The organism is Hallerella porci, from assembly GCF_003148885.1.
Classification (GTDB): domain Bacteria; phylum Fibrobacterota; class Fibrobacteria; order Fibrobacterales; family Fibrobacteraceae; genus Hallerella; species Hallerella porci.
The window spans coordinates 39,139-65,872 of sequence record NZ_QGHD01000001.1; the positions used below are offsets into that span (position 1 = coordinate 39,139).

Annotated in this window: 20 protein-coding genes; 12 read left to right on the top strand and 8 right to left on the bottom strand. The window is 46.0% G+C overall.

Annotated elements, in window-relative coordinates; translation table 11 throughout:
- Positions 1 to 61: 61 nt before the first annotated feature.
- The 4 genes from B0H50_RS00170 to B0H50_RS00185 all read right to left on the bottom strand — a co-directional run bounded on the left by B0H50_RS00170 (position 62) and on the right by B0H50_RS00185 (position 6,811).
- The gene (locus B0H50_RS00170; protein WP_109587049.1) at positions 62 to 1,723 is read right to left on the bottom strand and encodes a diphosphate--fructose-6-phosphate 1-phosphotransferase; all 1,662 of its coding nucleotides are present in this window, start codon (positions 1,721 to 1,723) and stop codon (positions 62 to 64) included.
- A gap of 183 nt (positions 1,724 to 1,906) precedes the next feature.
- On the bottom strand, positions 1,907 to 4,165 hold the full coding sequence (locus B0H50_RS00175; RefSeq protein ID WP_106198379.1) for an aconitate hydratase: 2,259 nt from the start codon (positions 4,163 to 4,165) through the stop codon (positions 1,907 to 1,909).
- 229 nt (positions 4,166 to 4,394) lie between these two features.
- On the bottom strand, positions 4,395 to 4,895 hold the full coding sequence (locus B0H50_RS00180) for an HXXEE domain-containing protein (RefSeq protein WP_109587050.1): 501 nt from the start codon (positions 4,893 to 4,895) through the stop codon (positions 4,395 to 4,397).
- A 371-nt stretch (positions 4,896 to 5,266) separates the two neighbouring features.
- Positions 5,267 to 6,811, bottom strand: coding sequence for a hypothetical protein (locus tag B0H50_RS00185; RefSeq protein ID WP_106198381.1), 1,545 nt, complete (start codon positions 6,809 to 6,811; stop codon positions 5,267 to 5,269).
- Positions 6,812 to 6,883: 72 nt separating this feature from the next.
- Between B0H50_RS00185 and B0H50_RS00190 the strand changes: the two genes are divergently transcribed.
- The 3 genes from B0H50_RS00190 to B0H50_RS00200 all read left to right on the top strand — a co-directional run bounded on the left by B0H50_RS00190 (position 6,884) and on the right by B0H50_RS00200 (position 9,210).
- Complete coding sequence (locus tag B0H50_RS00190; protein ID WP_173315703.1) at positions 6,884 to 7,324, top strand: type II toxin-antitoxin system VapC family toxin; 441 nt, start codon at positions 6,884 to 6,886, stop codon at positions 7,322 to 7,324.
- A 115-nt stretch (positions 7,325 to 7,439) separates the two neighbouring features.
- Positions 7,440 to 8,894, top strand: coding sequence for an Asp-tRNA(Asn)/Glu-tRNA(Gln) amidotransferase subunit GatB (gene gatB / locus B0H50_RS00195; RefSeq protein ID WP_106198382.1), 1,455 nt, complete (start codon positions 7,440 to 7,442; stop codon positions 8,892 to 8,894).
- 16 nt (positions 8,895 to 8,910) lie between these two features.
- Entirely contained in the window at positions 8,911 to 9,210 is a 300-nt protein-coding gene (locus B0H50_RS00200) for a hypothetical protein (RefSeq protein ID WP_106198383.1), read from the top strand.
- A gap of 42 nt (positions 9,211 to 9,252) precedes the next feature.
- Here the strand turns inward: B0H50_RS00200 and hflX are convergent, their stop codons facing one another.
- Together hflX and B0H50_RS00210 are read right to left on the bottom strand one after the other, a co-directional pair.
- Positions 9,253 to 10,362, bottom strand: a complete 1,110-nt coding sequence (gene hflX, locus B0H50_RS00205) for a GTPase HflX (protein ID WP_106198384.1) — start codon at positions 10,360 to 10,362, stop codon at positions 9,253 to 9,255.
- Positions 10,363 to 10,437: 75 nt separating this feature from the next.
- Complete coding sequence (locus B0H50_RS00210) at positions 10,438 to 12,198, bottom strand: 1-deoxy-D-xylulose-5-phosphate synthase (protein ID WP_106198385.1); 1,761 nt, start codon at positions 12,196 to 12,198, stop codon at positions 10,438 to 10,440.
- Between the two features lie 115 nt (positions 12,199 to 12,313).
- On the opposite strand from B0H50_RS00210, the gene B0H50_RS00215 reads away from it, so the two are divergent.
- The 5 genes from B0H50_RS00215 (at position 12,314) to prfB (ending at position 17,535) form a co-directional block, all read left to right on the top strand.
- Positions 12,314 to 13,612, top strand: a complete 1,299-nt coding sequence (locus tag B0H50_RS00215) for a PD40 domain-containing protein (protein ID WP_109587051.1) — start codon at positions 12,314 to 12,316, stop codon at positions 13,610 to 13,612.
- Between the two features lie 4 nt (positions 13,613 to 13,616).
- Positions 13,617 to 14,192, top strand: a complete 576-nt coding sequence (locus B0H50_RS00220) for an OmpA family protein (protein WP_109587052.1) — start codon at positions 13,617 to 13,619, stop codon at positions 14,190 to 14,192.
- 30 nt (positions 14,193 to 14,222) lie between these two features.
- On the top strand, positions 14,223 to 15,269 hold the full coding sequence (locus tag B0H50_RS00225) for a tetratricopeptide repeat protein (RefSeq protein WP_109587053.1): 1,047 nt from the start codon (positions 14,223 to 14,225) through the stop codon (positions 15,267 to 15,269).
- Positions 15,270 to 15,408: 139 nt separating this feature from the next.
- Positions 15,409 to 16,422 carry a peptidylprolyl isomerase gene (locus tag B0H50_RS00230; protein WP_106198389.1) on the top strand — a complete coding sequence of 338 codons (1,014 nt, stop codon included), beginning with the start codon at positions 15,409 to 15,411 and terminating at the stop codon, positions 16,420 to 16,422.
- Positions 16,422 to 17,535 (top strand): peptide chain release factor 2 gene (prfB, locus tag B0H50_RS00235; RefSeq protein ID WP_106198390.1). Its coding sequence is split into 2 segments (ribosomal slippage): positions 16,422 to 16,490 and positions 16,492 to 17,535, totalling 1,113 coding nucleotides; the frame shifts between segments, so codons are not numbered across the junction. The genes B0H50_RS00230 and prfB overlap by 1 nt, the downstream gene beginning before the upstream one ends.
- Positions 17,536 to 17,583: 48 nt before the next feature.
- Here the strand turns inward: prfB and rfbD are convergent.
- Positions 17,584 to 18,495 (bottom strand): dTDP-4-dehydrorhamnose reductase, encoded by a 912-nt coding sequence (rfbD, locus tag B0H50_RS00240; protein WP_106198391.1) that lies wholly within the window; start codon positions 18,493 to 18,495, stop codon positions 17,584 to 17,586.
- Between the two features lie 28 nt (positions 18,496 to 18,523).
- A complete protein-coding gene (locus B0H50_RS00245; RefSeq protein ID WP_146129161.1) occupies positions 18,524 to 19,141 on the bottom strand; it encodes a hypothetical protein in 618 nt (205 codons plus the stop codon).
- 180 nt (positions 19,142 to 19,321) lie between these two features.
- Here B0H50_RS00245 and B0H50_RS00250 point away from each other — a divergent pair, with 180 nt between their 5' ends.
- From B0H50_RS00250 to B0H50_RS00265, 4 genes are all read left to right on the top strand, one after another.
- Positions 19,322 to 21,856, top strand: a complete 2,535-nt coding sequence (locus B0H50_RS00250) for a fibro-slime domain-containing protein (protein ID WP_158275863.1) — start codon at positions 19,322 to 19,324, stop codon at positions 21,854 to 21,856.
- A 212-nt stretch (positions 21,857 to 22,068) separates the two neighbouring features.
- Complete coding sequence (locus B0H50_RS00255) at positions 22,069 to 24,309, top strand: inorganic phosphate transporter (protein WP_109587055.1); 2,241 nt, start codon at positions 22,069 to 22,071, stop codon at positions 24,307 to 24,309.
- 66 nt (positions 24,310 to 24,375) lie between these two features.
- Positions 24,376 to 25,089: a response regulator transcription factor gene (locus B0H50_RS00260; protein ID WP_106198395.1), complete on the top strand. Its 714-nt coding sequence runs from the start codon at positions 24,376 to 24,378 to the stop codon at positions 25,087 to 25,089.
- Positions 25,067 to 26,731 (top strand): sensor histidine kinase, encoded by a 1,665-nt coding sequence (locus B0H50_RS00265; RefSeq protein WP_106198396.1) that lies wholly within the window; start codon positions 25,067 to 25,069, stop codon positions 26,729 to 26,731. Before B0H50_RS00260 ends, B0H50_RS00265 begins: the two co-directional genes overlap by 23 nt.
- The last annotated feature ends 3 nt before the right edge of the window (positions 26,732 to 26,734 follow it).

A 26,734-nucleotide genomic window follows, 5' to 3' on the forward strand; every position in this document is an offset into this window, starting at 1 on the left:
GTGCAAAAAAAATCCGGAAACGGGGGAGCCGTTTCCGGAAAATTTCAAGCGAAAAATCCGATTACTTGATCTTTGCGCCGCGTTCCAGACGGATTGTATAAGTCATCTGGTCTGCCACTTCGCTCGGACCCCAGTACTGAATCGGACCCGGATAAGAGTAGGATTCGGTCTTCGCCCATTCTTCGCGATTCTTCGCGAGATACTTGAATGGAGCTGCGTCGAGTTCGACGAGAGCCTTTTGAATCACCGGCTTGTCTTCGCCGTGACGACGTTCCATGTTCATCATCATCGTGATAGGAATGCCACCAGCAACCCACTTGTCTGCACCCTTTGTCAAGTCGCGGACAGAGCTCATGTAGCCGTTCATCTTGTTGTTTGCGAGAACTGCTGCGGTGTAACCGAGGCTGTAGCAGTAGTCAGCGTCGAAGTTCGACGGAGCAGCGCAACGGCCTTCGTAACCGAAGAAGTGGTTGAGGGCGCTGAACTTGCCCTTGAAATTCTTGCGGCTCTTGAGATCTTTCTTCACCATTTCGATGATGAGCTTTTCGGTTTCGATGAGAGAAACCTGCACGTTTCCGTGGCTGTCGCGTTCGAGCATCAACTGAGCTTGGACGAATGCCGGGAGGCTCACGAGCACTTCTGCAGAAGACTTCGAAACCCACTGGCTGAGCTTTTCGACTTTCGCAGCGGTGTCAAGACCTTCCACTTCGGCTTCGTGATGAGCGAGAGCTTCGGAAAGTTCCGAAATAAGAACGCCCACATCCGGGATGAATTCGAGAAGTCCTTCCGGAATGAGGCAAACGCCGAAGTTCTTGCCGGCAGCAGCACGAGCAGCGACGATGTCTGCAACGTACTTGATGACTTGTTTGAGCTTCATCTTCTTCGCCTTCACTTCTTCGGAAATGAGGGTGATGTTCGGATGAGTTTGGAGAGAAGCTTCGAGGGCGATGTGCGAAGCAGAACGACCCATGAGCTTGATGAAGTGCCAATACTTCTGAGCCGAGTTGGCATCGCGCATAATGTTGCCGATGAGTTCGGAGTAAGTCTTGACAGCGGTATCAAAACCGAAAGAAGTTTCGATGTATTCGTTCTTCAAGTCGCCATCGATTGTCTTCGGGCAACCGCAGACAACGCACTTGGCCTTTTGCGATTGGAAGTATTCGCCGAGAACGGCTGCGTTCGTGTTCGAGTCGTCACCGCCGATAATCACGATGGCGTCGAGTTTCTGGTCGTTGGCAACCTTCAAGCACTTCTGCCATTGTTCTTCGGTTTCGAGCTTGGTTCTGCCGGATTGAATAATGTCAAATCCGCCAGCGTTGCGGTAAGCGTCCATTTTCTTTGCATCGATCACGATGAACTTACCATTTTCAAGACCCGAAGGACCGCCGAGGAATCCGAGGAGTTTGCTGTTCTTGTGAATGCTCTTGATACCGTCGAAGATACCAGCGATCACATTGTGACCACCCGGAGCCTGACCGCCGGAAAGAACAACGCCCACATTGATAGGCTTTGCTGCGCCAGCTGCTTTTCCAGCCTTGAACGATACATACGGAGCACCGTAAGTGTTCGGGAAAAGAGCTTTGATTTTCTTCTGGTCGCGAACGGATTCGGTGGGCTTGCCCTTGTTGAGCTTCACATTGAGCGCACCTTCGCGGAGAGCGACTGGAAGTTTCGGCTGGTAAGCCTTGCGAGCTTTGCCGAGAACAGACAGATTGTCGGACATAATGTACCTCTAGGTTGATAACAAAAATCGCCCCAAAAATAGAATAATCAGCGGATAAATTTTTGAAAACGAAAATGAAAATCTGCAAAAAAATGGATGCAGAATGCGGAGAAAATTTTTTTAGAAAAATGGAAAATAAAAAAGCACCGCGTTTGCAGTGCTTTGAATTTTATGGTTGCGGCGTTATTCTCCGGCGCGAATTTTATTGAGAGCGCTTCCGGCTTTGAACCATTCCCATTGTTGATGATTATAGGTTTGACTCAAATCGGCTGATTCTTCGGAACCATCTGCGTGATGAATCACCAAAGTGAAATGAGAGCCCGGTGCGAAATTCGTGAGACCGTTAATGTCGAAGTAATCGCCTTCGCGAACCTTATCGTAATCCGCGGGATTTGTAAAGGTGAGCGCAAGCATTCCTTGCTTCTTCAAATTGGTTTCATGAATACGCGCGAAGCTTTTTACGATGACCGCTTTCACGCCGAGGAATCTCGGTTCCATTGCGGCGTGTTCACGGCTTGAACCTTCGCCGTAGTTTTCATCGCCGATGACGATTGAGCCAATTCCTGCGTCGCGGTATTTGCGGGCGAGCGCCGGGACTTCGTAATAGCCACCGTCATTGCCTTTGACTTGATTCGTTTGGCCGTTAAAGGCGTTGACCGCTCCGATGAGCATATTGTTGGAAATATTTTCCAAGTGCCCGCGGAATTTGAGCCAAGGTCCCGCCATCGAAATATGGTCCGTGGTGCATTTGCCTTTGGCTTTGATCAAAAGCGGAGCGCCCGAAATATTTTTGCCGTCCCACGCTTTGAATGGCGCAAGGAGCTGCAAACGTTTCGAATTCGGATCGATGGAAATTTGAATTTTGCTACCGTCGGCTGCAGGCGCAACATAGCCAGCATCTTCAACGACAAAACCTTTCTTCGGAAGTTCATCTTTCAAAGGCGGCGTGAGTTTTACTTGTTCGCCATTTTCGTTTGTCAAGAAATCTTTTTCGGGATCGAAAAGAAGAGAACCCGAAAGGGCTGCAACCACTGCCATGAGCGGGCTTGCAACGAATGCGTGCGTATTCGGATTGCCGTCTGCGCGCTTTGCAAAGTTGCGGTTAAAGCTGTGCACGATAGAATTCTTTTCTTTCTTTTCGGCGCCGAGACGAGCCCACATTCCAATGCAAGGACCGCAAGCATTTGTCATAATCGTCGCACCGAATTTTTTGAAGAGGTCGATGAAGCCGTCGCGTTCTGCGGTATAGCGGACTTGTTCCGAACCCGGATTGATGATGAGCGGAGCTTTCGGACGGAGACCTTTTTCGAGGGCTTGTTGAATCAAAGAAGCCACTTGCGAAAGATCTTCGTAGCTTGAGTTGGTGCAGCTGCCGATAAGCGCTGCGCTCACTTTATCCGTCGAACCAAATTCCTTGAGCGATTCCTGCATTTCGGAAATAGGATATCCGCGGTCAGGGCTGAACGGACCGTTATAATACGGCTTCAAAGTTGAAAGGTCGAGTTCGATGACTTTGTCAAAGAATTTTTCGGGATTTGCTTCGACTTCGGGATCGGCAGCGAGATAATTCCGAATTTTATTGGCTTCGTCAGCGACCGCTTCGCGGCCGGTTGCGCGCAGATAACGTTCCATCGAGTCGTCGTAGCTGAATGTGCTGCAAGTTGCACCGACTTCTGCGCCCATATTTGCGATGCTCGCTTTACCCGTTGCCGAAAGAGCGCGTGCGCCTTCGCCAAAGTATTCGATAATCGCATTCGTGCCACCTTTGACCGTGAGCAAACGCGCGACTTTTAAGATGACATCTTTCGGGCTTGCAAATCCGGTGAGCTTTCCCTTCAAATGAATGCCGATAAGCTTCGGGTATTTGAGTTCCCAAGGAAGTCCGACCATCGCATCGACAGCGTCTGCGCCGCCCACGCCGATAGCGAGCATGCCGAGACCGCCCGCGTTGACCGTGTGCGAGTCCGTTCCAATCATCATGCCGCCGGGGAATGCGTAATTTTCGAGCACGACTTGGTGAATAATTCCTGCGCCCGGTTTCCAAAAGTCAATGCCATATTTGGCTGCGACCGAAGAGAGGAAACCGTAAACTTCTTTATTTTCTTCAAGAGCTTTCGGCAAATCTTCTTCTTTGCCGTTGCGCGCTGTAATCAAATGATCGCAGTGCACCGAAGAGGGAAGTGCTACTTTGGATTTTCCTGCTGTTGTAAACTGGAGCAGAGCCATTTGTGCGGTTGCATCTTGCATGGCAACGCGATCGGGATGAAATTCGGCAAACGAATTTCCGCGCTCGTAAACTTGCTTCTCGGCTCCATCGATTAAATGCGAGTAGAGAATTTTTTCTGCAAGAGTGAGCGGGCGACCGAGAAGCTTTCGGGCTGCGTCCACGCGAGCAGGAATTTTAGAGTAACGATCCTTGATCATGTCCAGGTTGAAAAGCATAGAATTACCTCATAGACGTGTGTAAAAAAATTTAGAAAATTAGGAATGATGGGCAAGACAAATAAAGCGAAAACAAATTTATTTGATTTCATTTCTGCATCGCCGCTAATTTATAATTAACAATTATGTGCAAGACGAGCGTTGCAAAAACAAGCCAGCTTATTTTTATTACCGAGTCATATCCATAAAAATGTAAAATCGCATTTTGCGCAGAACGGTGCGCACTATCTTAATTTTTCATTGTTGCTCGATGCATTATTTTCAAATTCAAAATCATCAAAGCCGTTCCAATTGTGGCGATGAAAAACGTTTTCAATTGAAATTCTTTCACGATGAGTTGCGTTGAAAAATAGCCGTATGGCAAAAGCAAAAGACTTGATACAAGTCCAGGCACATAACCTTTGACAAGAATTGCTTGCAATAAATGAATGATTAAATGAATCCCAAAGGCGAAAAGCAAAGCAGTTTCAATGTATTGCCAAAAAGAAATTTTAGCAAGCATTAAAATGGTTCCGAATAGAATTATGCAAAATTCTTCAAAGGCAATAACTGCAAATTTTTTTGTATCGAGTTTTGCTAAATGTTCCAAGATATTTTTTGCGAAAGGAAATTTTTTCACAATGCGATTCTGATTTTTCAAAACCCACGAATGCTGAAATAAAATTTCTTCGAAATCGTGAAGGCTAAATGCTACAGGCAAAAGCAGATAAAGTAAAACGAGAGAATCCATAACGATAAGGAAAAAATAGAAATTACATCAAAAGAACTCCGATTAGACATTCTAATGGTGCTTTGGTCGCATATTGTAGATAAATCCAATGGCTCGAATATTTGGAATGAATTTTTTGAATGCGAATTGAATCACGATTTTCAAAAATGAGCTTTTGAATTTTTGCGGAATCCAAATTATAATCGCGAATATAAAGATTTTTTCTATAGCATCTTGTTATGATTATTGTAGAGGTTTTTCGGTAACGAAGTCAAATGTTATTGCAAAAAATTGGATCTACTATCTTATGAGAAATTTCATCATCTCAATTTTTCTTTTCAAACATCATTAAAAAAGCCCCGCGATGCGGGGCTTTCTTTCAAATTTTTGGGTTAGTTGATTTTTCCAACTAAGTTGCCGGTGAAACCGTAATCGCGAGAAGTGCCGTAGCTGTGAGCGCCGAAAGAAAGGGTGAAGCGCTTGGTGAGCGGCTTTTCGATGTAGAAGGCGCCGAGGACGTCTTTCACATGCTTCTTATCGGTGTCTGCGTAATCGGTATTTTGACGATCGTGAATGTATTCGGCTTCGAGAATGATGCGGTAATCACGCGGGGTGAAAAGGATACCGCCGGTAATCGGAGCGACGAGATCTTTCGTGCGGGTGCGTTCCTTGCCGAAGCGATCGATATAAGTTTCTTCGGCGTCGATGCCCATAAGAGCGCCTTCGAGGAAGAAGTAAGCGAGATCGCTAACAATCGGAGTCTTGCCTTGGAGAGAAATCGTGTGCTTCACATCGGTATCGTCATCGTGAACGAGGTCGAAGACGTTTGTGCGGTAGCCCAAATCCAAGTTCAAGAATTCAATTCCCGAAAGATCGTGGAAGTGGAACATTAAGCGGAGATCGCCTGTGTTCAAATTCGGCGTGGTGCTGATGAATGCAACATCCATCGTCATCGTTTCGGTCGGCGTGAGCGTAAATTGGAGAGCGTTTTCGCTATTTGCACCGCTCTTAAAGCCGTTGTAGTAACCATCGACGTAGTTACCGAAGTAGTCACCGTTCTTTTGAGTGAATTCCCAACGACCGAGCTTGATTGCGGCATAACGCGTATGTTGTTCTGCCCAAGCTTCGTGAATTTCAAAGAGATCGCGGTATTCGTAAGTATCAGCGGTGTCGCCGTTTGCGGTGTGATGCGTATGATATTGATTATCTTGCAAATCACCCGGATACATCCAAATTAAAATCTTGCCGTTAAAGTCATTGGAATGCGTTTCAAGACCGAGGTTTGCGCGTCCCCACCATTCTTCGAGGTTATCGCTGTTTTCGTCATCTTCGCTTGTCCAAAGAACTTTGCCCGCTTGAATTTCGAAGCTTGCGTTAATGTCAAATTCGTATTGGCCTGCTTTGAAAAGCGGTTCTTTTTTCTTTTTCTTCTTTACCGGTTCCGAGCCTGCGGCAGCCATCGACATATCGACAGCCGGTTCAACCTTCTTGGCTTCGGGAGCTTTTTCTTGGACGGGTTCTGCTTTTGCGGTATCCACTGCTGCGACGGTTTCTTGCGGGGCAGCTTGAACGCTATCTGCAGTTGCGACTGGAGCTGCGGCCGGTTCAGCCTTTGCAGAATCAGCCGGGGCAGCGGCGACAGGTGCGGCTTCGGCAGGGGCAGCTTGAACGCTATCTGCAGTTGCGACTGGAGCTGCAGCGGGTTCAGCCTTTGCAGAATCCGCCGGGGCAGCGGCAACGGGTGCGGCTTCAGCAGGGACAGCTTTTGCTGTGTCTGCTGTGGCTTCGGCCGGAGCGGCTTCGGCAACCTTTGCGGTGTCAGCGGCGACTGCGGCTTCTGCCGGTTGGGCAGTCTTTGCGGAATCTGCAGCCGGCTGAGCTGTTTGTGCAAACAGTGCGGTTGCCATTGCGAAAGAAGCAATGAGAACTTTGTTCATGATATCTCCTTATCCAGATGTATTACAGCTTTAATTATAACAAATAAAAATAAGAAATGTTAAATTTTATTTATGAAACGCATCGAAAATTCTCGAATCCTCTTCCTCGACGAAATGCCGATTCGCCGATTATTGGAATTTCGATCGGATTATTATCCGATTATGTTACAGATTTTAGATGTAGTTTATGAACGCAAAATTCAAATGGTCGCGTCTCCGGTGACTCTCGTCGATTTAGCGGGGCGCGCTTACGAAAAAAATTTAGCCGTTCTCGCTCGCGAACTCAAAGAATTTTTTACGAACAGTGCGCAGTTTCGTCTGCGTGAACTCGATGCGGAAATCGCGATTCTCGCCGCGGAATATCGCGTGAAATACAAATTCACTTTGGAAGAATCGGTGCAATTTGCAACGGCTTATGTCGCAGGCGCAGACCTTGTGCTCAGCGAAAACGAAAAAGCAAAAGAAATCGACGGGCTGAATGTTCTTTTATTAAGCGAAATTCAGAACGATTAAAGCGCTTGGCGCCATTTAAAACCGTTATTTTTTTTGGGGCAATTTCCGCGGGAATTTTTACAAAATTTCTGCAATTAGCTAAATTTTTTTCCGAATTAAGTTTTTGGAGTTTTCTATGTCCAAGTATTATCCTGTGATTGGTCTTGAAATTCACTGCCAACTGGCAACGAAAACGAAAATGTTTTGCGGTTGCGAAGTGGAAGTCAACACGAGCCCGAATAAGCATGTTTGCCCGGTTTGCTTAGGCTTCCCGGGAGCGATGCCTGTCCCGAACAAACAGGCGGTGGAATATGCGATTCGTCTTGGACTCGCTTTGCATTGCAATATCGATTTGAATGCGATGTGGACCCGCAAGAATTACTTCTACCCGGATTTGCCGAAGGGTTACCAGATTACGCAGACCGGTGGACTTCCGATTTACGACCATCCGATTTGCAGCAAAGGCTGGCTCGAAATTAAACGCGCCGACGGCGTTGTGCGCCGCATTGGAATTACCCGCATTCACATGGAAGAAGATGCGGGAAAACTCATCCACGATATGAGTCCGACCGGAAGCCATTTCGATGCGAACCGCTGCGGAACTCCGCTTTGCGAAATCGTGACCGAACCGGATATTCGTAGCCCCGAAGAAGCCGTTCTCACTTTCAAAAAAATCAAACAGATTTTGGAATACACCGGCGTTTCTCATGCGAATATGGAAAATGGAAATATCCGCTGCGACGGTAACATTTCGATTCGCCCGAGCGAAGACGCTCCGTTTGGAACGCGCGCCGAAATTAAAAACTTGAACAGTTTCACGAACTTGGAAAAAGCGCTCACCGCCGAAATGCTTTTGCAAACGGTGACTCTTGACGCGGGCAAAGAAGTGCAGCAATGCACCAAGCGTTACGACCCGAACGCCGACAAGACTTCGGTCATCCGCTCGAAAGAAGATGCGCCGGACTACAAATATTTCCCCGAACCGGATATGGTGCGCTTGGTAACGGATCCCGCTGTCGTCGAAGAAATTCGTCGGACTCTTCCGGAACTTCCGGATGCGCGCTATGAACGCTTCCTCAAAGATTACAAGCTGACCGATTACGATGCACAAGTTCTCACGGACGAAATCAAAATCAGCAACTGGTTTGACTCTGCCGCAAAGACTTGCAAAAATCCGAAAATTTTGGCGAACTGGGTCATCACCGAACTTCTCCGCGAAGTGAAAGAACTCGAAGGCGGTTTTGATGCGGTGAAAGTTTTGCCGGAACAACTTTCTCGTTTGGTCAATTTAATCGAAGACGGAACGATTAACGGTAAAATTGCAAAACAAGTTTTTGCCGATATGTTCGCAACCGGAAAAGACCCCGACACGATTGTGAAGGAAAAAGGTCTTGTGCAAATCACGGATACGGGCGCAATCGAAAAGACCGTCCGCGAAGTCGTCGAAAAGAACGCGAGCCAGTTCGCGGAATTTAAAGCGGGCAAGGTCGCGCTCAAGGGATTCTTCGTCGGTCAAGTGATGAAGAGTTCTGGCGGCAAAGCGAATCCGAAAATTGTGAACCAAATTTTGGACAAGCTCGCTCAGGAATAATTTCTTGATTCATCGAGTGTTTCTGCTTCTTTTATTTCTGCTCGCTGCGGCGGTTTCGTCGCAGGCAGCAGATGCGTATGATTCAACCTATATCAATACGTTAAATATGACCGATGCAGAAATCGCCGAAGTTTACGGCATCGATTCAACAAAAATTCAAGTGAAACCGACGCGGCAAGAATTGCAAGAAGATAAAGAACCCGAATACGTCATGCGCGAATACAATCATCGGGAGCAAGTTATCGTCGGGGTTTCTGTGATGCTTTGTGTCGCCCTCGCGATGGTGATGATGAATAATTACAATCCGATGCGATAAAAATCGCGGTCGCATTGAAAAAATCTCTCATTTTTGATTGCTTTAACCATTTTGCTTTGCAGAATGGTTTTTCATTTCTAACTGAATCAGCGTTTGCTTTAATCTTTCCATGCCGATGTTTTCTTTGGCGCTGACGAGAAGTGCTTCGGGGTAATGGGTGCGCAATTCTTCTAAGCGTTCGGGAGTCGCGGTTTCGGCTTTGTTGAAGACGAGAATTCGCGGAATTTCGGGAGCGATTAAATCTTCAAGAATTTTGTGCGTAATTTCTAAATGTTCGAGGTAATCGGGAGCGGTCGCATCGACGACATTTAAAATGCAATCGGCGTTACTCGCAGCGCCGAGTGTGCTTTTGAATGTATCCAAAAGATGCGGCGGAAGTTTGCGGATAAATCCGACGGTATCCGAAAGCAAAATGAATTTTCCGTCGCCGATGTAAAGCTTGCGAATGGTGCTGTCGAGAGTCGCGAATAATTGATCTTTCACATAAACATTGCTGTTTGTGAGACGATTGGTGAGAGTGCTTTTGCCTGCATTAGTGTAGCCGACGATTCCCACTTGAAAAATTCCTTGGCGGCGTTCTGCTTGGCGTTCGCGGGCGCCTTCAATTTTTTCCAATTTCGCTTTGAGCTCTTGAATTTTTCGACGGATAATGCGACGGTCGGTTTCGAGCTGCGTTTCACCGGGTCCGTTCATGCCGATGCCTTTTCCGCCTGCTTGTCTCGAAAGGTGCGTCCACGCGTGCGAAAGTCGCGGAACAAGATATTGCAGTTGCGCTACTTCGACCATTAAACGGCTTTCGGCGGTGACAGCGTGCTTGGCAAAAATCGCCAAAATAATGCCTGTGCGATCGAGCACTTTAATTCCGGGAAGGCGTTCTTCCAAATTGCGCACTTGCGAACCCGAAAGATCGTCGTCAAAAATCACAAGCCCTGCGCTATCTTCGGCAAGAGCCGCTTTGATTTCGTGGACTTTGCCTTCGCCGATAAGAGTCGCGGGATTAAAAGCTTGGACGCGTTGCAAAAAAGAACGAGTGACAAGGGCGCCCGCAGTTTCGGCGAGGCGTTTGAGTTCTGCGAGATGTTCTTCGACCGTAGATTTTCGCATCCGCGGCGTCACGATTCCAACTAAAATGGCTTTTTCTAATTCAGGCATATTTTTTCGCTTTGGAATATATAAAATCCCCGCGCGGAGCGCGGGGAGAATTGAATTCCCGAAGATGATTTCGCATTAAATTTTCGAACAAAGTTCTAAAATATTTTCTGCGGTAATTCCTTGATCTTTCAAAAATTCATCGGGATTATACCTATCAAAAAATTTCTTTTCAAATCCTAAAACTTTGACTTTCAAATCCGAATCCGAAAGATAGTTGGCGACTTTAACGCCAAAGCCACCTTCGACGATTCCATCTTCTAAAGTAATCACGAGCTTGTGATTTTCTTTTAATTTATCCAAAGTTTCGGTGTCGATATCCGAAGCAAATCTTGGGTTGATTAACGTTGGCGTAAATCCCAATTTTTTCTGAATTTCTTGGACAAAATTTTCGCCGAGTTGATAAAAATCGCCCAAAGCGATTAACGCGACTTTTTCGCCTGCAATTTCTGTTTTGAATTTCACTTCGGAATAATTTTTATCCGCCATTCTTCCGTCGTCAATGACGCCGTTTCCTGGCATCAAAACAATTGTCGGATGATCGTTTTGATCGATTGCATACGAAATCATCGCTAAATATTCCGCTTTATTTGTCGGCGCGAGCACGCGCACATTGGGAATATTGGAATAAATCGAATTGATGAAAATTCCCAAATGCGTGACATCTCTTAAAATTTGAAAGCCCGAATAATTTAAAATCACTGCGATTGCGTTATTGTTAATCGCGGTATCTTGCGCCATTTGATCGTAGGAGCGTTGTAAAAAAGTCGCATTTGTCACGACGACCGGTTTTGCGCCATATTTTGCAGCGCCCGATGCCATCGCTATAGCTTGTTCTTCGGCGATTCCGACATCGGTATATTGACTCCCTAAAGATTTTCTCGCTTCGGGGTAAAGTCCAACGGACGCGGGCATCGCAGGCGTAATCACTAAAAGTTTCGGGTCTTGTTTTGCTTTTTCGAGTAAATAATTTGTCGTCAACGATTCGTAACTTTCGCCGTTTCCCCAATCGACGGTGGATTTTCCCGTTTCTCTATCAAAGGGTGCGCACCAATGCCACGCTTCTTTATCGGTTTCGGCGGGCTTGTAGCCTTTGCCTTTTAATGTGTGAATGTGCACGACGACGGGATGATTTACATCTTTGACTCGGCTAAAAATTTTGATTAAAGAGGCGATATCGTTTCCGTTTTCTTCGTAGTAATAATCAAATCCTAAAGCCTTAAAGAAATTCTTTTCGCATTTTCCGCGGGAATCGCGAAGTTCTTTTAAGTTTTTATAAATTCCGCCGTGATTTTCGGCGATGCACATTTCGTTATCGTTGACAATGATGATAAAATTCGAATTGAGTTCGGAACCCGCATAATTGAGCGCTTCTAACGCTTCGCCGCCCGAAAGAGAGCCGTCGCCGATAAAGGCGATTACATTTTCTTTTTTATGCGCTAAGTCGCGCGCTTTGGCAAGTCCTGTGGCGAGTGAAATCGATGTGGATGTGTGTCCGACATTAAATAAATCGTGCTCGGATTCTTCGGGATTTGTGTAGCCCGAATCTTCTTGAAATTTGGAATCGTCGATGTATCCTAATTTCCGTCCGGTAATCATTTTGTGCGCATAACTTTGATGCGAAACGTCAAAGACGAATTTATCTTGGGGCGAATTAAAAACAAAATGCAAGGCAATTTCGGCTTCGACAGATCCAAAGTTTGGTCCGCAATGCCCGCCGATTTTTGTTAGGCGATTAAACAAAGCTTCGCGAATGTCAACCGCTAATAAATTGAGTTCATCGATGGCTAATTTTTTAATGTCGGCGGGGGAATCGACTTTTTGTAAAATCGGATACATGGTTACCTCGGAAAGTTAAAAGCAATATAAAAAATTAGGAATGAGTTTCCCTTCGCGCGCCTTAACATTCCTAATTCCTACTTAATTCACTCTATTTTTTCTATTTTATTATTCGATGAAGCAGTTGCGAAATTTCGTTTTTCTTATTCTTTTGGCCGCGGTGAGTTCGTTTGCGGTAATCGATACGATTTCTGTCGATGTGGGAATTTCGGTAGAAAATACGATGCCGATTGGACTTGTTCTGTTTGAAGAAAATGGCGTATTTGAAGCGCTCCCTGCGAAGCCCGCAGAAATTCTCAAAAATGATTTGAATCTTTCGGGGCGATTTGCGGTGGTCGAAAGTGAAAAATTTAAAATGGTGACTTTTGTCAAAGCGGGCGCGAAATTTTATGCGACCGGAAAAATTGAAAAAGTCGATGGTTCCAAAGTGCGGCTTTCTTGCTACTTGTATGCGACGCAGACGAAGGATTTGATTTTGGGCGAAGCTTACACGGTGCCGCAGAAACAAGTCCGCGATGCGATTCACGATTTTACAGATAAAGTGGTCAAGCAACTTTGGGGCGAATACGGCGTGGCTTCGACGGAACTCGCTTGGGTTTCGAAAATTGACGGGGTGAAGCAAATCGTCGTCGCCGATTACGATGGCTATAACCGTCGCCAACTCACTCACGATTCGACGATTAGTATGATGCCTGCGTGGACAAAAGACAATAATGCGATTATTTATGTGAGCTTCCGCAACGGCAAAGCGCAACTCTTTGAACGTCAAATTTATTCGAATGCAGAACGTCGTCTTTTTGCGGATAAATCGCAGACATTTAGCCCAGCGGTCAATCCGAAAACGGGAGAATTGCTTTTCTCTTCGATCGGCGGCAATTTGACGAGCCTTTATCTCGGCGATCCCGCAACCGGAAAAAGTCGGAAACTTCTTTACGGCAGATTCTCGCAAGTCAGCCCCGCTTGGAGTCCGTTCGGAACGGAAATTTTATACACGAGCGACCGCGGCGGAAATCCGCAAATCTTTGCGATGGGAAAAGATGGAAGCGATGTGCGCCGTGTGACTTTTATGGGAAATTATAATGAACGCGCTTCGTGGAGTCCGGCGGGAGACCGCATCGTTTACACGTCGATGGACGGCGGAAAAATGAATATTTACACCTGCGCAATTGACGGCTCGGATATTATTCAGCTCACGAGCAACGCGGGCAATAATGAACACCCGACTTGGTCGCCCGACGGCATGTTAATCGCATTCTCAAGCGATCGTTCGGGTTCTCATCAGATTTATATCATGCGAAAAGACGGGACAAATGTAACACGCATTACCAATGGCGGCGATAATACCGCTCCGATTTGGTCGTGGTACGCTCCCGAAAAACAGAAACAAATTTCTCAACAAAACGAAGGATGGTAGATCAATGAAAAAACTTTTTTTGCTCACGGTTTCTTGCGCCGCAGCATTCACCCTGTTTGCTTGCGCAAAAAATAAGCCGCCCGTTAATCCGGTGGTAAAAGAAGAACCCGCAGCAAAGGCCGAAGCACCGGTCGATACCGCAGCCCTCGCCAAAGCAAAAGCCGACTCCATCGAAAAAGCGCGCTTAGAAGCAGAACGCTTAGAAAAAGAACGCGCTCGCGTGGAAAAACTTTTTAACGAACTCATGTCCGAAGATGTTTACTTCGACTTTGACAAATCGGAACTCACGGAAAAGGCAAAAGAAATTTTGACGCAAGTGGGCGATATTCTTTTGAAAGAACCGCGCTTCGTCATCGTCGTCGAAGGCCATACCGATGCCCGCGGCACCGAAGATTATAATATGACTCTCGGCAGCAAGCGTGCGATGAAAGTTAAAGAATTTTTGAACGCTTACGGTGTGGGCGATGACCGCATGGAAACGGTGAGCTACGGCAAAGAAAAGCCGAAGGTTGCTGGCGAATCCGAAGAAGCTTACGCACAAAATCGTCGCGCAAACTTTAAGGTAAACATCCGGAAGTAATCCAAGCCGCAAGGCGAAATCGAGGATGCAATGAAACGTCTGATTTTTGGAACGGTGATGGCAGCTTTTGCGCTGAGCGCGTGCTCAAGCGTGACACTTCTCCGCACAAAAGAAATGCAAGCGGTCGGCGATGATGTCAAAAAAGATGTCACGCAAGAGATGAAGCAAGAAATGGCGACGATGGCTGCGGCAAATAAAGCCCGCATGGATTCGCTCGAAACGGTCATCGATTCGCTTTTGCTTGTGCAGAAACGCATGAAAGTTGAACTCGCAATGCTTTCGTCTAAAGTCGCCGATATGAGCGACCGAAGCGATAGTCATCACGAAGAATTGCTTTATCGTTTGGATCTTTTAATCGGCAAGTCCGATAAAATCCTTTCGAAAAAAGTCGTCGTCAACGGTCAAGCGATTTCGCAGGTAGATAGCGCCGCTATCTCGGCCGAAAAAATGCAAACCCTCGATTCGCTTTTCAATACGGCCCGCGCCGATTATCACAAAGGCGAAATCAAGTTAGCGTATTCGGGATTTAAGCAAATCTACGAAGAAACGAAAACGGGAAATATCGCAAGCGAAGCGCTCTTCTGGATGGGCGTTTGCCTTTCGGATGCTGGCCAAGCGGATAAAGCAAAAGTGGTTTTTGCCCGCGAAGTGAAGCAATTCCCCGATGCATCGAAAACATGCGCCGCTCTTCTTAAACTTGCCAATATCGCTGCTCTCGAAGGTGATACGAAATTGCAAAAGCAATATCTGCAAAAAATTCTCGCGACAAAGAGTTGCTCGGATTCGAACGAATTCTTGCAGGCTGCAGAAATGCTCGAAGCGATTCTCGATGGCACGGTGACGGAACCGCATCCGGTTTCGGATTCAACAGCGAAGCCGGTGGAAACTTCGGCAGATTCAACGCAGTCCGAAGTAAAAGCTCCGCAAAATGCAGAAGCAAAAGTTGCTGAAATCAAAGAAGCGAAAGTCGATTCGACAGCGCAGCTTCCGAAGGATTCTCTTGCGGTAAAAATTCCCGCGGATTCTTCGGCAATCGCTCAGCCGGATTCCGCAAAAACAATTTCCGAAAAGAAATAAATTTGGCTGCAAGCGTTCGCCGAATTTAATGAAAATTTCAGCGAATCGCTGCGGTGGAAACTCTTCAAAATGAAATTGCTTTCAACGCGATTTCATTTTTCTATATTATTCACATCAAAAATTTTAACCTAGGGTGCTTATGCGCTTTTTGAATCTTGTAAAAAAATCAATTCTTCCTGTGATGGTTGGTGCAACATTTGCTTCGGCTCAGTTGATGAGCGGCAATAATTTTGATGCGATTCGCGTCGGCAAAACGGGAATTTCGAAGGCTCATATCGATAGTTTAACCGAAGCTTTAGCCAAGTCGCAAGCTCGCGGTCGTCAAGTTCCTCCCGAAGCGATGAAGCAAGTGCGTTGGGCTGTCATCGATAATCTCGTCGGACAAGAATTGGTGAAACTCGAAGCGAAAGCGCTTAAAATCAAAGTGCCGAAGAACCGCATTGATAGCGTTGCAAAACTTTTCAAAGCGCAGTATCCGAATATCGAAATGTTCAACAAAGAATTAAAGAAAAACAACATTTCCGAAGCGCAATTTAACGAACGGATTGAACAACAGCTGCAGAGCGACATCATCTTGGAACAGAAAGTGCCGTATCCGCAGGATCCGACCGAAAAGCAAATTGCCGCTTACTGGGAACTCAACAAATCCAAAGTTCCTCTGAACGATACCATTAGCGGTGCACGCATTCTTATCAAGAGCAAAAAGGGCGAATCGAAAGAAGCCGTTGCCGATAAGAAAGAATTGTTAAAAGGTTTAGCGGCTCAAGTTCGCTTGGGAAAAGCAAGCTTTGCGACTCTCGCTGCGCAATATAGCGACGACGAAAATGCGCGTAAAACCGGCGGTGTGATGAATAAATTCGTTGCCAAAACGAAGGGCGCTGATTTTGCGAAGGCGATTAGCTCTCTCAAAGTCGGCGATATTTCGGAAGTTTTCTCGACGAGCGAAGGTCTTCAAATTTTCATGCTCACCGAAAAGAATGACGGTAAATTTGAAAACTACAAAGTGCAAATCGATTACATTCTGCGCGTTCAAGCCGAACAAGAACGTCAGCTGAAAATCAAAGCTTACTTAGACGAACTTGCTGCAAAATATAAAGTGCAATACTTGAACAAAGAATACACTCCGGAAAATGCCATCGGAGGCGCAAAGTAATGGCAGTGACTTCGCACACTGGGCTTACCGAACTCCGCACGCGGATCGATAAGCTCCGGGGGTATCTTTGACCTCGAGTCTAAAGAGGTTGAACTTTCCGTATTAGAAAAAGAATCTGGCAATCCAGAACTTTGGAATAATCAAGATAAAGCGCAAGCGCTTCTCAAAAAAATTACTTCGCTCAAAAAAGTCCTCGCCGACTGGAATGAAGTTTCGACGAATTGTAATGATCTTTCGGAACTTTACGAAATGGCAAAGTCCGAACCGGATTCGCAAGAACTTTTTGATAACGTCGAAGAAGAATATAAAGCACTTCTCGCTCGCGTTGATGAAATGGAATTTCGTCGGATGCTTTCGGGACCCGATGATGCTTGTGCCGCTGTTCTCACGATTCATCCGGGAGCAGGCGGAACCGAAGCACACGATTGGGCAGAGATGCTTCTCCGTATGTATAAGCGTTTCTTAGAACGCGAAGGCATGGATTTTAAAGTCATCGATGTGCAAGAAGGCGAAGAAGCGGGCATTAACAGTGCAACGATTGAAGTCAAAGATGAATATGCTTACGGACTTCTCCGTTCGGAAATCGGCGTGCACCGTTTAGTGCGCATTAGCCCGTTTGATGCGAACGCTCGCCGTCACACAAGTTTCTGCGCTGTCTATCTTTATCCCGAACACGATGAAGTGGAATTTGAAATCAATCCCGCAGATATTCGCGTCGATGTTTATCGTTCTTCGGGCGCGGGCGGTCAGTATATTAACAAGACGGATTCCGCTGTTCGTATGACTCACATTCCGACAGGAATTGTCGCAAGTTGTCAAACGGAACGTTCGCAAATTCAGAACCGCGCAACGGCTCTCAAAATGCTTACGACGATGGTCGCCGAACATTACCGCCAAGAAGAAGAAGCGAAGCGCGATGCGCGTTTAGCCGAAAAGAAAAAGGTGGAATGGGGCTCGCAAATCCGCAGTTATGTGCTTCAGCCGTATCAGCTCGTGAAAGATTTGCGCACAAACGAAGAAACTTCGGATACGACAGGCGTTCTCGATGGAAAAATCAAGCCGTTCGTCAACGCTTACCTTTTGCATTCTGCGCAAAAAGAAGCAGAATCGTAACCGATTTTTGAATACAAGAAAGCCCGCAAAAACTGCGGGCTTTTTTCGTTATTCGATTTCTTTTAAGTATCGCGCAAGAGCGTCTTGCCAAGTGGGGAGCGGCTTAAAACCGTTTTCAAGCAACTTGGATTTGTCTAAGCGACTGTTGAAAGGACGCGCTGCTTTGGAAAGTCCATATTCCGCGGTGGAAACGGGAATGACCTGCGTTTTGAGTCCTGCTTGGCGATAAATTTCTTTTGTAAAATCGTACCAACTAATGTAACCGCCTTCATTTGTCGCATGATAATAGCCGTATTTTTCGGTTTCAATCATATCAACGAGAAGCCTTGAAAGGTCATAGGTATAAGTCGGCGTTCCGATTTGATCGTTGACCACGCGGACTGTGTCGTGAGTCTTTGCTACATTGAGCATCGTTTTGATGAAATTTTTTCCGTTTTTTCCAAAGACCCAAGCGATGCGAACGATGAAATATTTGGAAAGATTTTGGGAAACAGCAAGTTCGCCTTCGAGTTTTGTTTGGCCGTAAACATTAAGCGGTTGATAATCTTTGCAGTCCGGTTTCCAGGGAATTTCCCCTTGACCATTAAAAACGTAATCGGTGCTAATGTAAACCATTTTGCAGTTTAATTTTTTGCAAGCGAGCGCTATGTTTTCGGTTCCTGTCGCGTTGATTGCGCGGACTTTTTCTTGCTTGTCCGCATCTTCAGCGAGATCGACTGCGGTCCATGCGGCGCAGTGCACAACGACATCGGGTTTTACTTTTTCGAGAACAGAATTGACCGCATTTTTATCGGTAATATCCAGCGGAATATATTCTGCTGTTGTCACATAACTTGCATCTTGAACACCGCTATAAGTCGGCGCAATATCGCTCCCGATTCCAGTATAATTTCTTTTCGCAAGCTCGTTCATCACATCGTGGCCGAGCTGACCTGCCACACCGGTAACAAAAATTTTCATAACACAAATTTAAATTAGGAAGGAGGAGTTAGGAATGAGAAATTGGGAATTTTTTTAGCCAGTTTTCTTTTGCTTGGGACAATTTTTCTAAAGAGGCTTCGTCGGCGGGGCTTTCGTCGCGGAGTTTTTTTAACTGGCGATAGCCGTCAAGGATTTCTTGGGCGGGGGGATAGTCGGGGAGGAGCGCTTCTAAAGAAGTTTCGATTTTTTCGTCGGAGTAGTAGCGGCGAACTCCTTGCAAATAGGTTTGAATGTAAGCTTCTTTTTCGCCGGCGGCTTTGTGGGCTTTGGCAATTTCAAATTCAAACGGCTGAATTTGATCCATCCAGATAGCTTCGCGGGCGTAGAGCTCGTTGTCGAGAGCGATGGCGTTTTCTTGTCTCGAAATGCGGAGTTGCTCCGCAAAAAGAGGACGATATGATTCCATATCGACGGAAATTCCTTCGCTTTCTAAAAAAATGCCGAGATTGCGCAACGCTTTTTCCGAAGGCGTTTCGAGAACGCGTTCTTTGAGAATGGCGAGTTTGATTTCGCGGGGGAGATTTACAAAATCGCGATTATCGAGGTCGGTTGCGCGCAGATGCAGCACAAAAGCGCGGAATAAAATCAACGCAATCGCTAAAGTAAAGAGAATGGCAACGGTCATAGTGGGGATAATTTTAGAAAAGCAGTCGAAATTTTGATGCCTTTGGTCACAATATTTTGCGAAAAGGAAAACTTTTTGAAAAATTTCGTAAAAAAAGAATTGCATAAGAATAGGGGAGATGGAAAAAAGGTATATTTGGGGGGAATATTCCTACACCCTATTTTGGTGGAGATAGTGTACATGATGAAAAAAGTGTTGATGTTGGCTTCGGCGTTTACAGCGGGTGCGTTTGCCGCAAACTCGCTTCAGGTTTCTTTGGACGTTGTCGTCCGCGATTTTCAGCCGAGCCATCCGGACTTTGAAAACTTTTCCGAAGAATCTGTAAAGCATTCCAATGAATTTATGCTTTGGGCAAAGCCGGGCTATGATACAGATTGGCTTAGTCGCGCCGCTTATCACAATACTTGCGGCAACAAGGTATCGAAACAAGGTGTTGCATTAGGAAAAGATGGGCTTCCTTGGGTTGTGAACCCACTCCTTCCGGCTTATTTGCAGACGCAGACAACACTGCCAGGTTCTTATTTAACCTATGGTCAATGCAAACAGTCTTCTATTCCTGGTGTTGAAAATCAGCGCGGTTTTGGGGCTAACTCAGCGGCTCAATTTACGGGTGTGCAAAAGAATACTTGCTCGGGGGGCATGTTTTGGGAAAACGAAGTGTATTATACCCCGGGAATGGTTCAGCCATACTTGGAATTCGACCGCGATTCCGTCGGCGATCCGGTGGACTATTTGCGCAATGTGCACATCAAAAAAGGTAATGACGCGTGCGATAACTTTTATTTTGCCCAATGGTTTGAAGACATTAAAGATGTGAACAAACGCACCGAAACCACGATGGATATTCCGGCAGCTGCGGATAATCCGAAGTATAAGGAATTAAATTACAACTACAATAATGGTGGCTATTTCCCACTCGATATTATTGATTCGGCTTCGCAACAGAGAATTGGGCCGGCTCCGGGCGATCAATGGGGACCGCAGAGTTTTTCTATTTTCTGCCCGCCGTATAATTATGAATATGCAGACGATCAAACCGACTTTTTGAACCAAAATACAGCAGCCCTTTGCGTTGCTTGGAATCAGAATGGTGGCGCAAAGGCGCTCTCTCCGGATGCTGCATCAAATATTGCTGTGCAATATGGAACGCTCGGTCTTCAGCATTTGCGCAATTACAACTTTACGATGATGGGTTACGCAAACTTCAAGTATTATAAAGAAAATAACACGGGTTTGCCGGATGCTTTGGGCAATATCACGCAAGAAATCTTTGAATTCGCTGGTGACGATGATATGTGGATTTTCGTCGATGGCGTGCTTGCGGTGGACTTGGGCGGAACGCACTTGGCAACTCCGGGCATCGTGAATATTCGCACTTTGGCAGAAAACAATCACGGTTGCCATCCGGGCGAACCGTTAGCGACCACTCTACAGAAGAAAGGCGCTTGCGGTGCTGATGGCAAGTGGGCAGATGGTCAATGGCACCATTTGCACTTCTTCTACGCAGACCGTCAGTCCGATGGTTCGAACCTTTATATTCGTGCAAACCTTGCCGAAGTCGCTGCTTCTCAATTCGGTCAGCCGCGTATTTTGGAAGCTGAACTCTTGAAGAACGAGCAAGGTAACTTCGAAACTTATTTCTATTCAAGTTCTGAATTGAATGACGCAAGTGTTCAATTTATGAATGCGGCGAATGGTCAATACTTCCCGATTGTTGTGAAGCGCGGCAAAACATATTTGGCCTATCAAATTACAAGCTTAGCTTATAACCAAAGAACTTCGAAGGGTTATCAGTATAAGCTCACCGGTAAGCTTTGCACCGATCCGAGCTGTGCTGTTACCGTGAACCCGGCATTTGGCGACTCGTTGACTTATAACTATGTGGAATCTTCGGATCATCCGGATGCTGCAGAATGCGTCTTTAAGAATACGTTTAATGTGACTTCGAAAAACGGTAAGGAAGTGGATACTTATAACTTAGGTCCTGTGACAACGGTGACAATGTCGCAGACGACTACTGTTATCCCGGCTGATAATACCATTGACCGTCCGCCGTTTGACGATAAGAAACTGCCGAGCGGTGAACTTTCGGATAAGGAAACCGGTGAAATTGTTATCTCGGTGCTCCCGGAGGAATATTCGAATTCCGATGACCAAGGTGCTTGGATTGCAGAAAATATCAAAAAGATTACTGCAGCTCCGGGTGGTTCGGATCCGAGCAGCGCAGCCAATTCGCAAATCATCAATTCGAATACGAAAAATTCGGCAACGGGTGCAGGTTCTGCAGACAATGCGCGTTGCGCAACCGTTGGTGATGTGGAAAACTGCGTGAGCTTCTCGTTTGTGACGGACCAAGCTTTCCGCGTGAACGTGCGCGTCTTTGACCATCTCGGTCACTTTGTGAACCAGTATAACCAAGCGGTTTCGCAAGAACAGTTTAATGCGATTACCGGTTCTTATGCGCCATCGGGCGAATGCAGTGCTTTGGATCCGGCTACTGTTTCGGGCTCGATTGCTGCAAGCGTCAAGATGTATCCGGTTTCGAAAGATGGGCGTAAGCTCGGTACAGGTGCTTACATCTATCAAGTTTCGCTCGTGGAATTCCCGCAGCCGCACTGCGTGAAGACCGGTGCAGAATTGCAATACATTCCGGGAACTTACCGCAGAACGGAATACAAGCAAACTCGCGGCTTCCGTCGCATTACCGGAAAGTAATTTTCCAAAGAATTGAAAAATCCCGAGCAAAGCTCGGGATTTTTTTTCGCAAAAATTCATCTTATCAAGCGTCAAGCTTTTGCTTGACGCTTTTATATTGACTTTTCCTGCTTGATTTCCTTTGTAAAATCCATGTAAAATCGGTGTAAATCTTCTCTAAAATCAACGATTTCGCCCTTTTTCTGCTGTAAATTTTTGCGTAATTTTAAGGCATGGATATTTACGTCATTATCATCGGAATGCTTTTTACTCTCGCCGTTTTTGATTTGGTCAACGGCGTTTCCAACGATGCGTCGAACTTTTTGAATTCGGCGGTCGGCTCTCGAGCTTTTGGTTTTAAATTCTTAATCGCCATCGCAGCGGCGGGAATTTTAATCGGCGCATCTTGTTCAAGCGGGATGATGGACGTGGCGCGTCACGGTATTTTCCAACCGGAGCATTTTACCTTTGCCGAAATCATTTCAATTTGCGCGGGCGCGATGCTCACCGATGTGGTGCTTCTCGATATTTTTAATTTGCTCGGGCTCCCGACTTCGACGACGGTTTCGATGGTCTTTGAACTTTTGGGCGGAACATTTTCGCTTTCGTTAATCAAATTAAATCGCGGAGCGGCGGGGCTGCACCTCGGCGATTTAGTGAATACCGAAAAAGCGCTTTCGGTGATTATTGCGATTTTTACTTCGGTCGCGATTGCTTTCGTTTTTGGTTGGCTTGTGCAATGGATTTCGCGTGCGCTTTTCACATTTCGTTACAAATCGCGGGAACGTTACTTCATCGCTATTTTCGGCGGGCTTTCGTTAGCGGCAATTTTTTATTTCGTTCTTTTTCAAGGGCTCAAAGGTTCTGCGCTTTCGATTCCGGCGGTGCTTACGCAAAATAAACTCATGACATTCTGCGGAAGTTTTGTGTTTTTCGCATTGCTTTCGGAATTACTTTTTTTGCTAAAACGAAACGTGCTCAAATTGATTGTCGCTGCGGGAACATTTTCGCTTGCGCTTTCGTTTGCCGGGAATGACTTGGTGAATTTTATCGGCGTTCCGCTTGCGGGGCTTTCGGCGTTTATCTCGTATTCGAATAGCGGACTTCCGGCGGATCAAGTTTTGATGACAGCGCTTTGCGGTTCGGAAAAAAGTTTGTGGTGGATTCTTTCGCTTGCGGGAGTGATTATGGCGATTTCGCTTGCGACTTCGAAGAAAGCGCGCGGCGTTATTCAGACTTCGGTTTCGCTTTCGAGTCAAAGTTCGTCAGAAGAATTATTTGGCACAAGTCCGATTGCGCGGGCGGTTGTGCGTTATGCGGATTCGGTTTCGTCCATTGTCACAGGCATTGTGCCGGCGCGGATGCGGCGTTTTTTGCGGAATCGTTTTGATGTGCGCAATTTGCATTTGGAAGAAAGCGATGCGGCTTTTGATTTGTTACGTGCTTCGGTCAATTTAATGCTCGCAAGTATTTTAATTTCTCTCGGCACATTTTTGAAGCTTCCGCTTTCGACAACATACGTCACTTTTATGGTGGCGATGGGAACGTCTCTCGCCGATAAAGCGTGGGGAAGAGAAACCGCAGTTTATCGCATTACCGGAGTGCTTTCGGTAATTGGCGGTTGGTTCTTTACCGCATTCGCTGCGTTTGTCTGCGCATTTATCGTCAGCGGAATCGTCTTCCTCGGCGGCATTTCCGTTGCGCTTTTACTCTTTGCACTTGTCGTTTGTTTTATCATCCGTTCTTCCATTCGTTACCGCAAAAAATCCGCGGAGAAAAATTCGAGCGCCGAAGAATTTCACGCCATCATCGAAGAAAAAGACCCGACGAAAGTTCTCCCGCTTGTGCGCAAACATTACGCCGAAGGCTGGGGTTGGTATTTGGTTTTTGTAGAAGACTCGGTGCACGATACGCTTCAAGCGCTTGCGCACGATGATTTGGATACGCTGCGTTACGTGCGACAAAAAATGAAAGAGGAATATAAAACGCTGCATCGTCTGCGGAAAGAAGGATTTGCTTGTTCGCAAAAAATGACAGTCGATGATTCTCTCGCCAAAAAATTTTTCTTGTATCAAGCAAACGATTTTGCGATGTCGCTTTACTTTAGTTTGGAGCGCGCATTTAAACCGTGCTTGAATCATGTGGACAATCACTTGACGCCGCTTTCTCTCAAGCAAAAAAATATCATCTTAGAAATTGCTTCGGAGATGCGCGATGTCATCGAAGATTCGGCGCGGATGGTTTTGGAAAGCGATTACACGGAATTTGAAAATTTGAAAAATCGCATTCGTTCTGCGGGCGCAAAAATTGTGAGCATTCGCAAAGAAACGATGCAAAAAAATATCGCCGAAAATCAAAATGTGGCGAGCGTCAATTTGCTTTTCTTAACCGTTCTCTATGAATGTCGCGCCATTCTCGATGCGACGATTTATCTCACAAAATCTTCGAAGAAAATGATGACGGATTTCATCTAAATTTTACAAAACGAAAACGCCGAATTTACTTTTGAGTTTTACTTTATAGGAAAAAGGAAAGACGAAATGATTTGCGTAGTTGAAGACGATAGCGATATTCGCGAAATGGAAGTTTACGCGCTGAAAAGTGCGGGTTATAAAGTGCTCGCTGCAGCATCTTCCGAAGAATTTTTTCGAGAACTCGGACTTGAAATTCCTGCGCTTGTCATTTTGGATGTGATGCTTCCGGGACGCGACGGCTTTTCAATTCTGAGCGAATTGCGGCATCGGGCGACGACATCCAAAGTTCCTGTGATGATGGTAACGGCGAAGACGACGGAAATGGATAAAATCAAAGGACTCGATTCAGGCGCCGATGATTATCTCACCAAGCCGTTTGGCATTATGGAATTTTTGGCGCGCGTGCGCGCCCTTTTGCGGCGGGCAGAAATGAAAGGTGAAGTCGTCGCAGCAAAGCCCGCAGAATTGCATCTCGGAAAAATTGAAATCGACGATGAACGTCATCAGGTCAAAGTCGATGGAAATTTAGTCGAATTTACTTTTAAAGAATATGAACTTCTCAAGTTACTTTGTTCTAAACCGGGAATCGTTTTTGATCGCGAACAGTTGATGTCAAAAGTTTGGGGAGTCGATGGCACTCTTGAATCGCGGACAATCGATATGCACATTAAAACGCTGCGGAAAAAATTAGGCGCAGCGGGCGATTACATTAAAACGGTTCGCAACGTCGGTTACAAAGCGGAAATCGAGGTGACAGATGAAGGAAAAACTGAGCTTTAGCCTTTTTTATGTAGGGCTTTTGTCTGCGGTCATCGCGATGCTTTTGACTGCGGGCGCATTTCGCACAAGTGTTTCGACGCAAACTCAATTTGATTTGAAGCAGCAAGGCGCAATTATTTCGAGCGCTTATGCGCTCATGCATTCTCCCGATGAACTTAAAAATTTTGCGACGTCGTCACTTCGGATTACGTTAATTTCTCCGACAGGAAATGTCCTATTTGAATCGGATGCGAAAGCGAATAAAATGGGTTCGCACCTTTCTCGGATTGAAGTGCAAAGTGCGATCAAAAATGGCGAAGGCTCGAGTTACCGCGAATCGCAAACTTTAGAAACCGATGTTTACTATTATGCAAAACTTTTGTCCGATGGCAATGTGCTGCGTTTAGCGATTCGAAAAGCGACTGCGTATGCGATGCTTTCGGGAGTTTATCCGAAGCTTGCCATTTTACTCGTCGCCATTCTTCTCTTCTCACTTTTTATGGCGCATATTTTATCGTCGCGATTTGTTGAACCGATTCGAAAACTCGCCGAGAATTTAGATGCGGTAAAATTTCCCGAAGGCGATATGGTTTACAAAGAGTTTGCGCCGTTCGTCCGCGAACTCAAACGGGAACGCGACAATACCGAACGGGAAATGGCGCGGCTCAAATTTGAACGCAATCGTTTTCATACTTTGATCGAAGACATGTCCGAAGGCATGATTCTTCTCGATGCCAAAAACGAAGTCGTTTTGGTGAACGGAGTTGCCCGCGAAATGTTCCATACCGAAGGCGATTTCACCGGAAGAAATGTACGTTGCTTTTCGCAAAATGCAGAACTCATTCACGCGGTGGAAACGGCTGCGGGCGGAAAAAAAGACGATGCAGAAATTCAACTTTTTGGAAAAGATATTCGCGTGATTGCGAGCCCTGTTTTTGTGAGCGGCGAAGTTTCGGGCGTTATCATTATTCTTCTCGATGTGACCGAAAAAAAGAATTTGTCGGATTTGCGAGAAAAGTTTACGGCGAATGTTTCGCACGAATTAAAAACTCCGCTGACTTCGATTGCGGGCTATGCTGAAATGATTGAAACGGGAATTGCAAAACCCGAAGATATTTCGGGATTCGCCGCGAGAATTCATAAAGAATCGAAGCGCCTTCTGACTCTTACCAATGACATCATGAAACTTTCGGAATTGGATGAACTTTCGCCGAATGCAATCCAATTAGAAAAAGTGAATGTGAGCGATGTGCTGCGAGAAATTGTCTCCGCATTAGAATCTTTAGCCGACAAGCGCCGCATTCAAATTGCATTACCGGCGGAAAATTTTTTCATTCTCGGCGATCGCAATAAACTTTATGAAATGTTTTACAATTTAATTTCGAATGCGATTCGTTACAATAAAGACGGCGGAAGCGTTAAAGTCGTCTATGAAAAAAATGCGGTCATCGTCGAAGATTCGGGAATGGGAATTGCCGAAGAACATTTGCCGCATATTTTTGAACGTTTTTATCGCGCGGACAAAAGTCGCTCAAAAGAAACCGGTGGCACAGGCCTCGGGCTCGCCATCGTGAAGCACATCGCCGAATTGCATCACGCCAAAGTTTCGGTCACTTCGAAGCTTGGTGAAGGCAGTAAATTCAAAATTTTGCTGAACGCGTAGCGA

Excerpts from the sequence above, each read along its gene's own strand:
- B0H50_RS00170 (WP_109587049.1), bottom strand. The coding sequence starts at position 1,723 with ATGTCCGACAATCTGTCTGTTCTCGGCAAAGCTCGCAAGGCTTACCAG.
- B0H50_RS00175 (WP_106198379.1), bottom strand. The coding sequence starts at position 4,165 with ATGCTTTTCAACCTGGACATGATCAAGGATCGTTACTCTAAAATTCCT.
- B0H50_RS00180 (WP_109587050.1), bottom strand. The coding sequence starts at position 4,895 with ATGGATTCTCTCGTTTTACTTTATCTGCTTTTGCCTGTAGCATTTAGC.
- B0H50_RS00185 (WP_106198381.1), bottom strand. The coding sequence starts at position 6,811 with ATGAACAAAGTTCTCATTGCTTCTTTCGCAATGGCAACCGCACTGTTT.
- B0H50_RS00190 (WP_173315703.1), top strand. The coding sequence starts at position 6,884 with ATGAAACGCATCGAAAATTCTCGAATCCTCTTCCTCGACGAAATGCCG.
- gatB (WP_106198382.1), top strand. The coding sequence starts at position 7,440 with ATGTCCAAGTATTATCCTGTGATTGGTCTTGAAATTCACTGCCAACTG.
- hflX (WP_106198384.1), bottom strand. The coding sequence starts at position 10,362 with ATGCCTGAATTAGAAAAAGCCATTTTAGTTGGAATCGTGACGCCGCGG.
- B0H50_RS00210 (WP_106198385.1), bottom strand. The coding sequence starts at position 12,198 with ATGTATCCGATTTTACAAAAAGTCGATTCCCCCGCCGACATTAAAAAA.
- B0H50_RS00215 (WP_109587051.1), top strand. The coding sequence starts at position 12,314 with ATGAAGCAGTTGCGAAATTTCGTTTTTCTTATTCTTTTGGCCGCGGTG.
- B0H50_RS00220 (WP_109587052.1), top strand. The coding sequence starts at position 13,617 with ATGAAAAAACTTTTTTTGCTCACGGTTTCTTGCGCCGCAGCATTCACC.
- B0H50_RS00225 (WP_109587053.1), top strand. The coding sequence starts at position 14,223 with ATGAAACGTCTGATTTTTGGAACGGTGATGGCAGCTTTTGCGCTGAGC.
- B0H50_RS00230 (WP_106198389.1), top strand. The coding sequence starts at position 15,409 with ATGCGCTTTTTGAATCTTGTAAAAAAATCAATTCTTCCTGTGATGGTT.
- rfbD (WP_106198391.1), bottom strand. The coding sequence starts at position 18,495 with ATGAAAATTTTTGTTACCGGTGTGGCAGGTCAGCTCGGCCACGATGTG.
- B0H50_RS00245 (WP_146129161.1), bottom strand. The coding sequence starts at position 19,141 with ATGACCGTTGCCATTCTCTTTACTTTAGCGATTGCGTTGATTTTATTC.
- B0H50_RS00250 (WP_158275863.1), top strand. The coding sequence starts at position 19,322 with ATGATGAAAAAAGTGTTGATGTTGGCTTCGGCGTTTACAGCGGGTGCG.
- B0H50_RS00255 (WP_109587055.1), top strand. The coding sequence starts at position 22,069 with ATGGATATTTACGTCATTATCATCGGAATGCTTTTTACTCTCGCCGTT.
- B0H50_RS00260 (WP_106198395.1), top strand. The coding sequence starts at position 24,376 with ATGATTTGCGTAGTTGAAGACGATAGCGATATTCGCGAAATGGAAGTT.
- B0H50_RS00265 (WP_106198396.1), top strand. The coding sequence starts at position 25,067 with ATGAAGGAAAAACTGAGCTTTAGCCTTTTTTATGTAGGGCTTTTGTCT.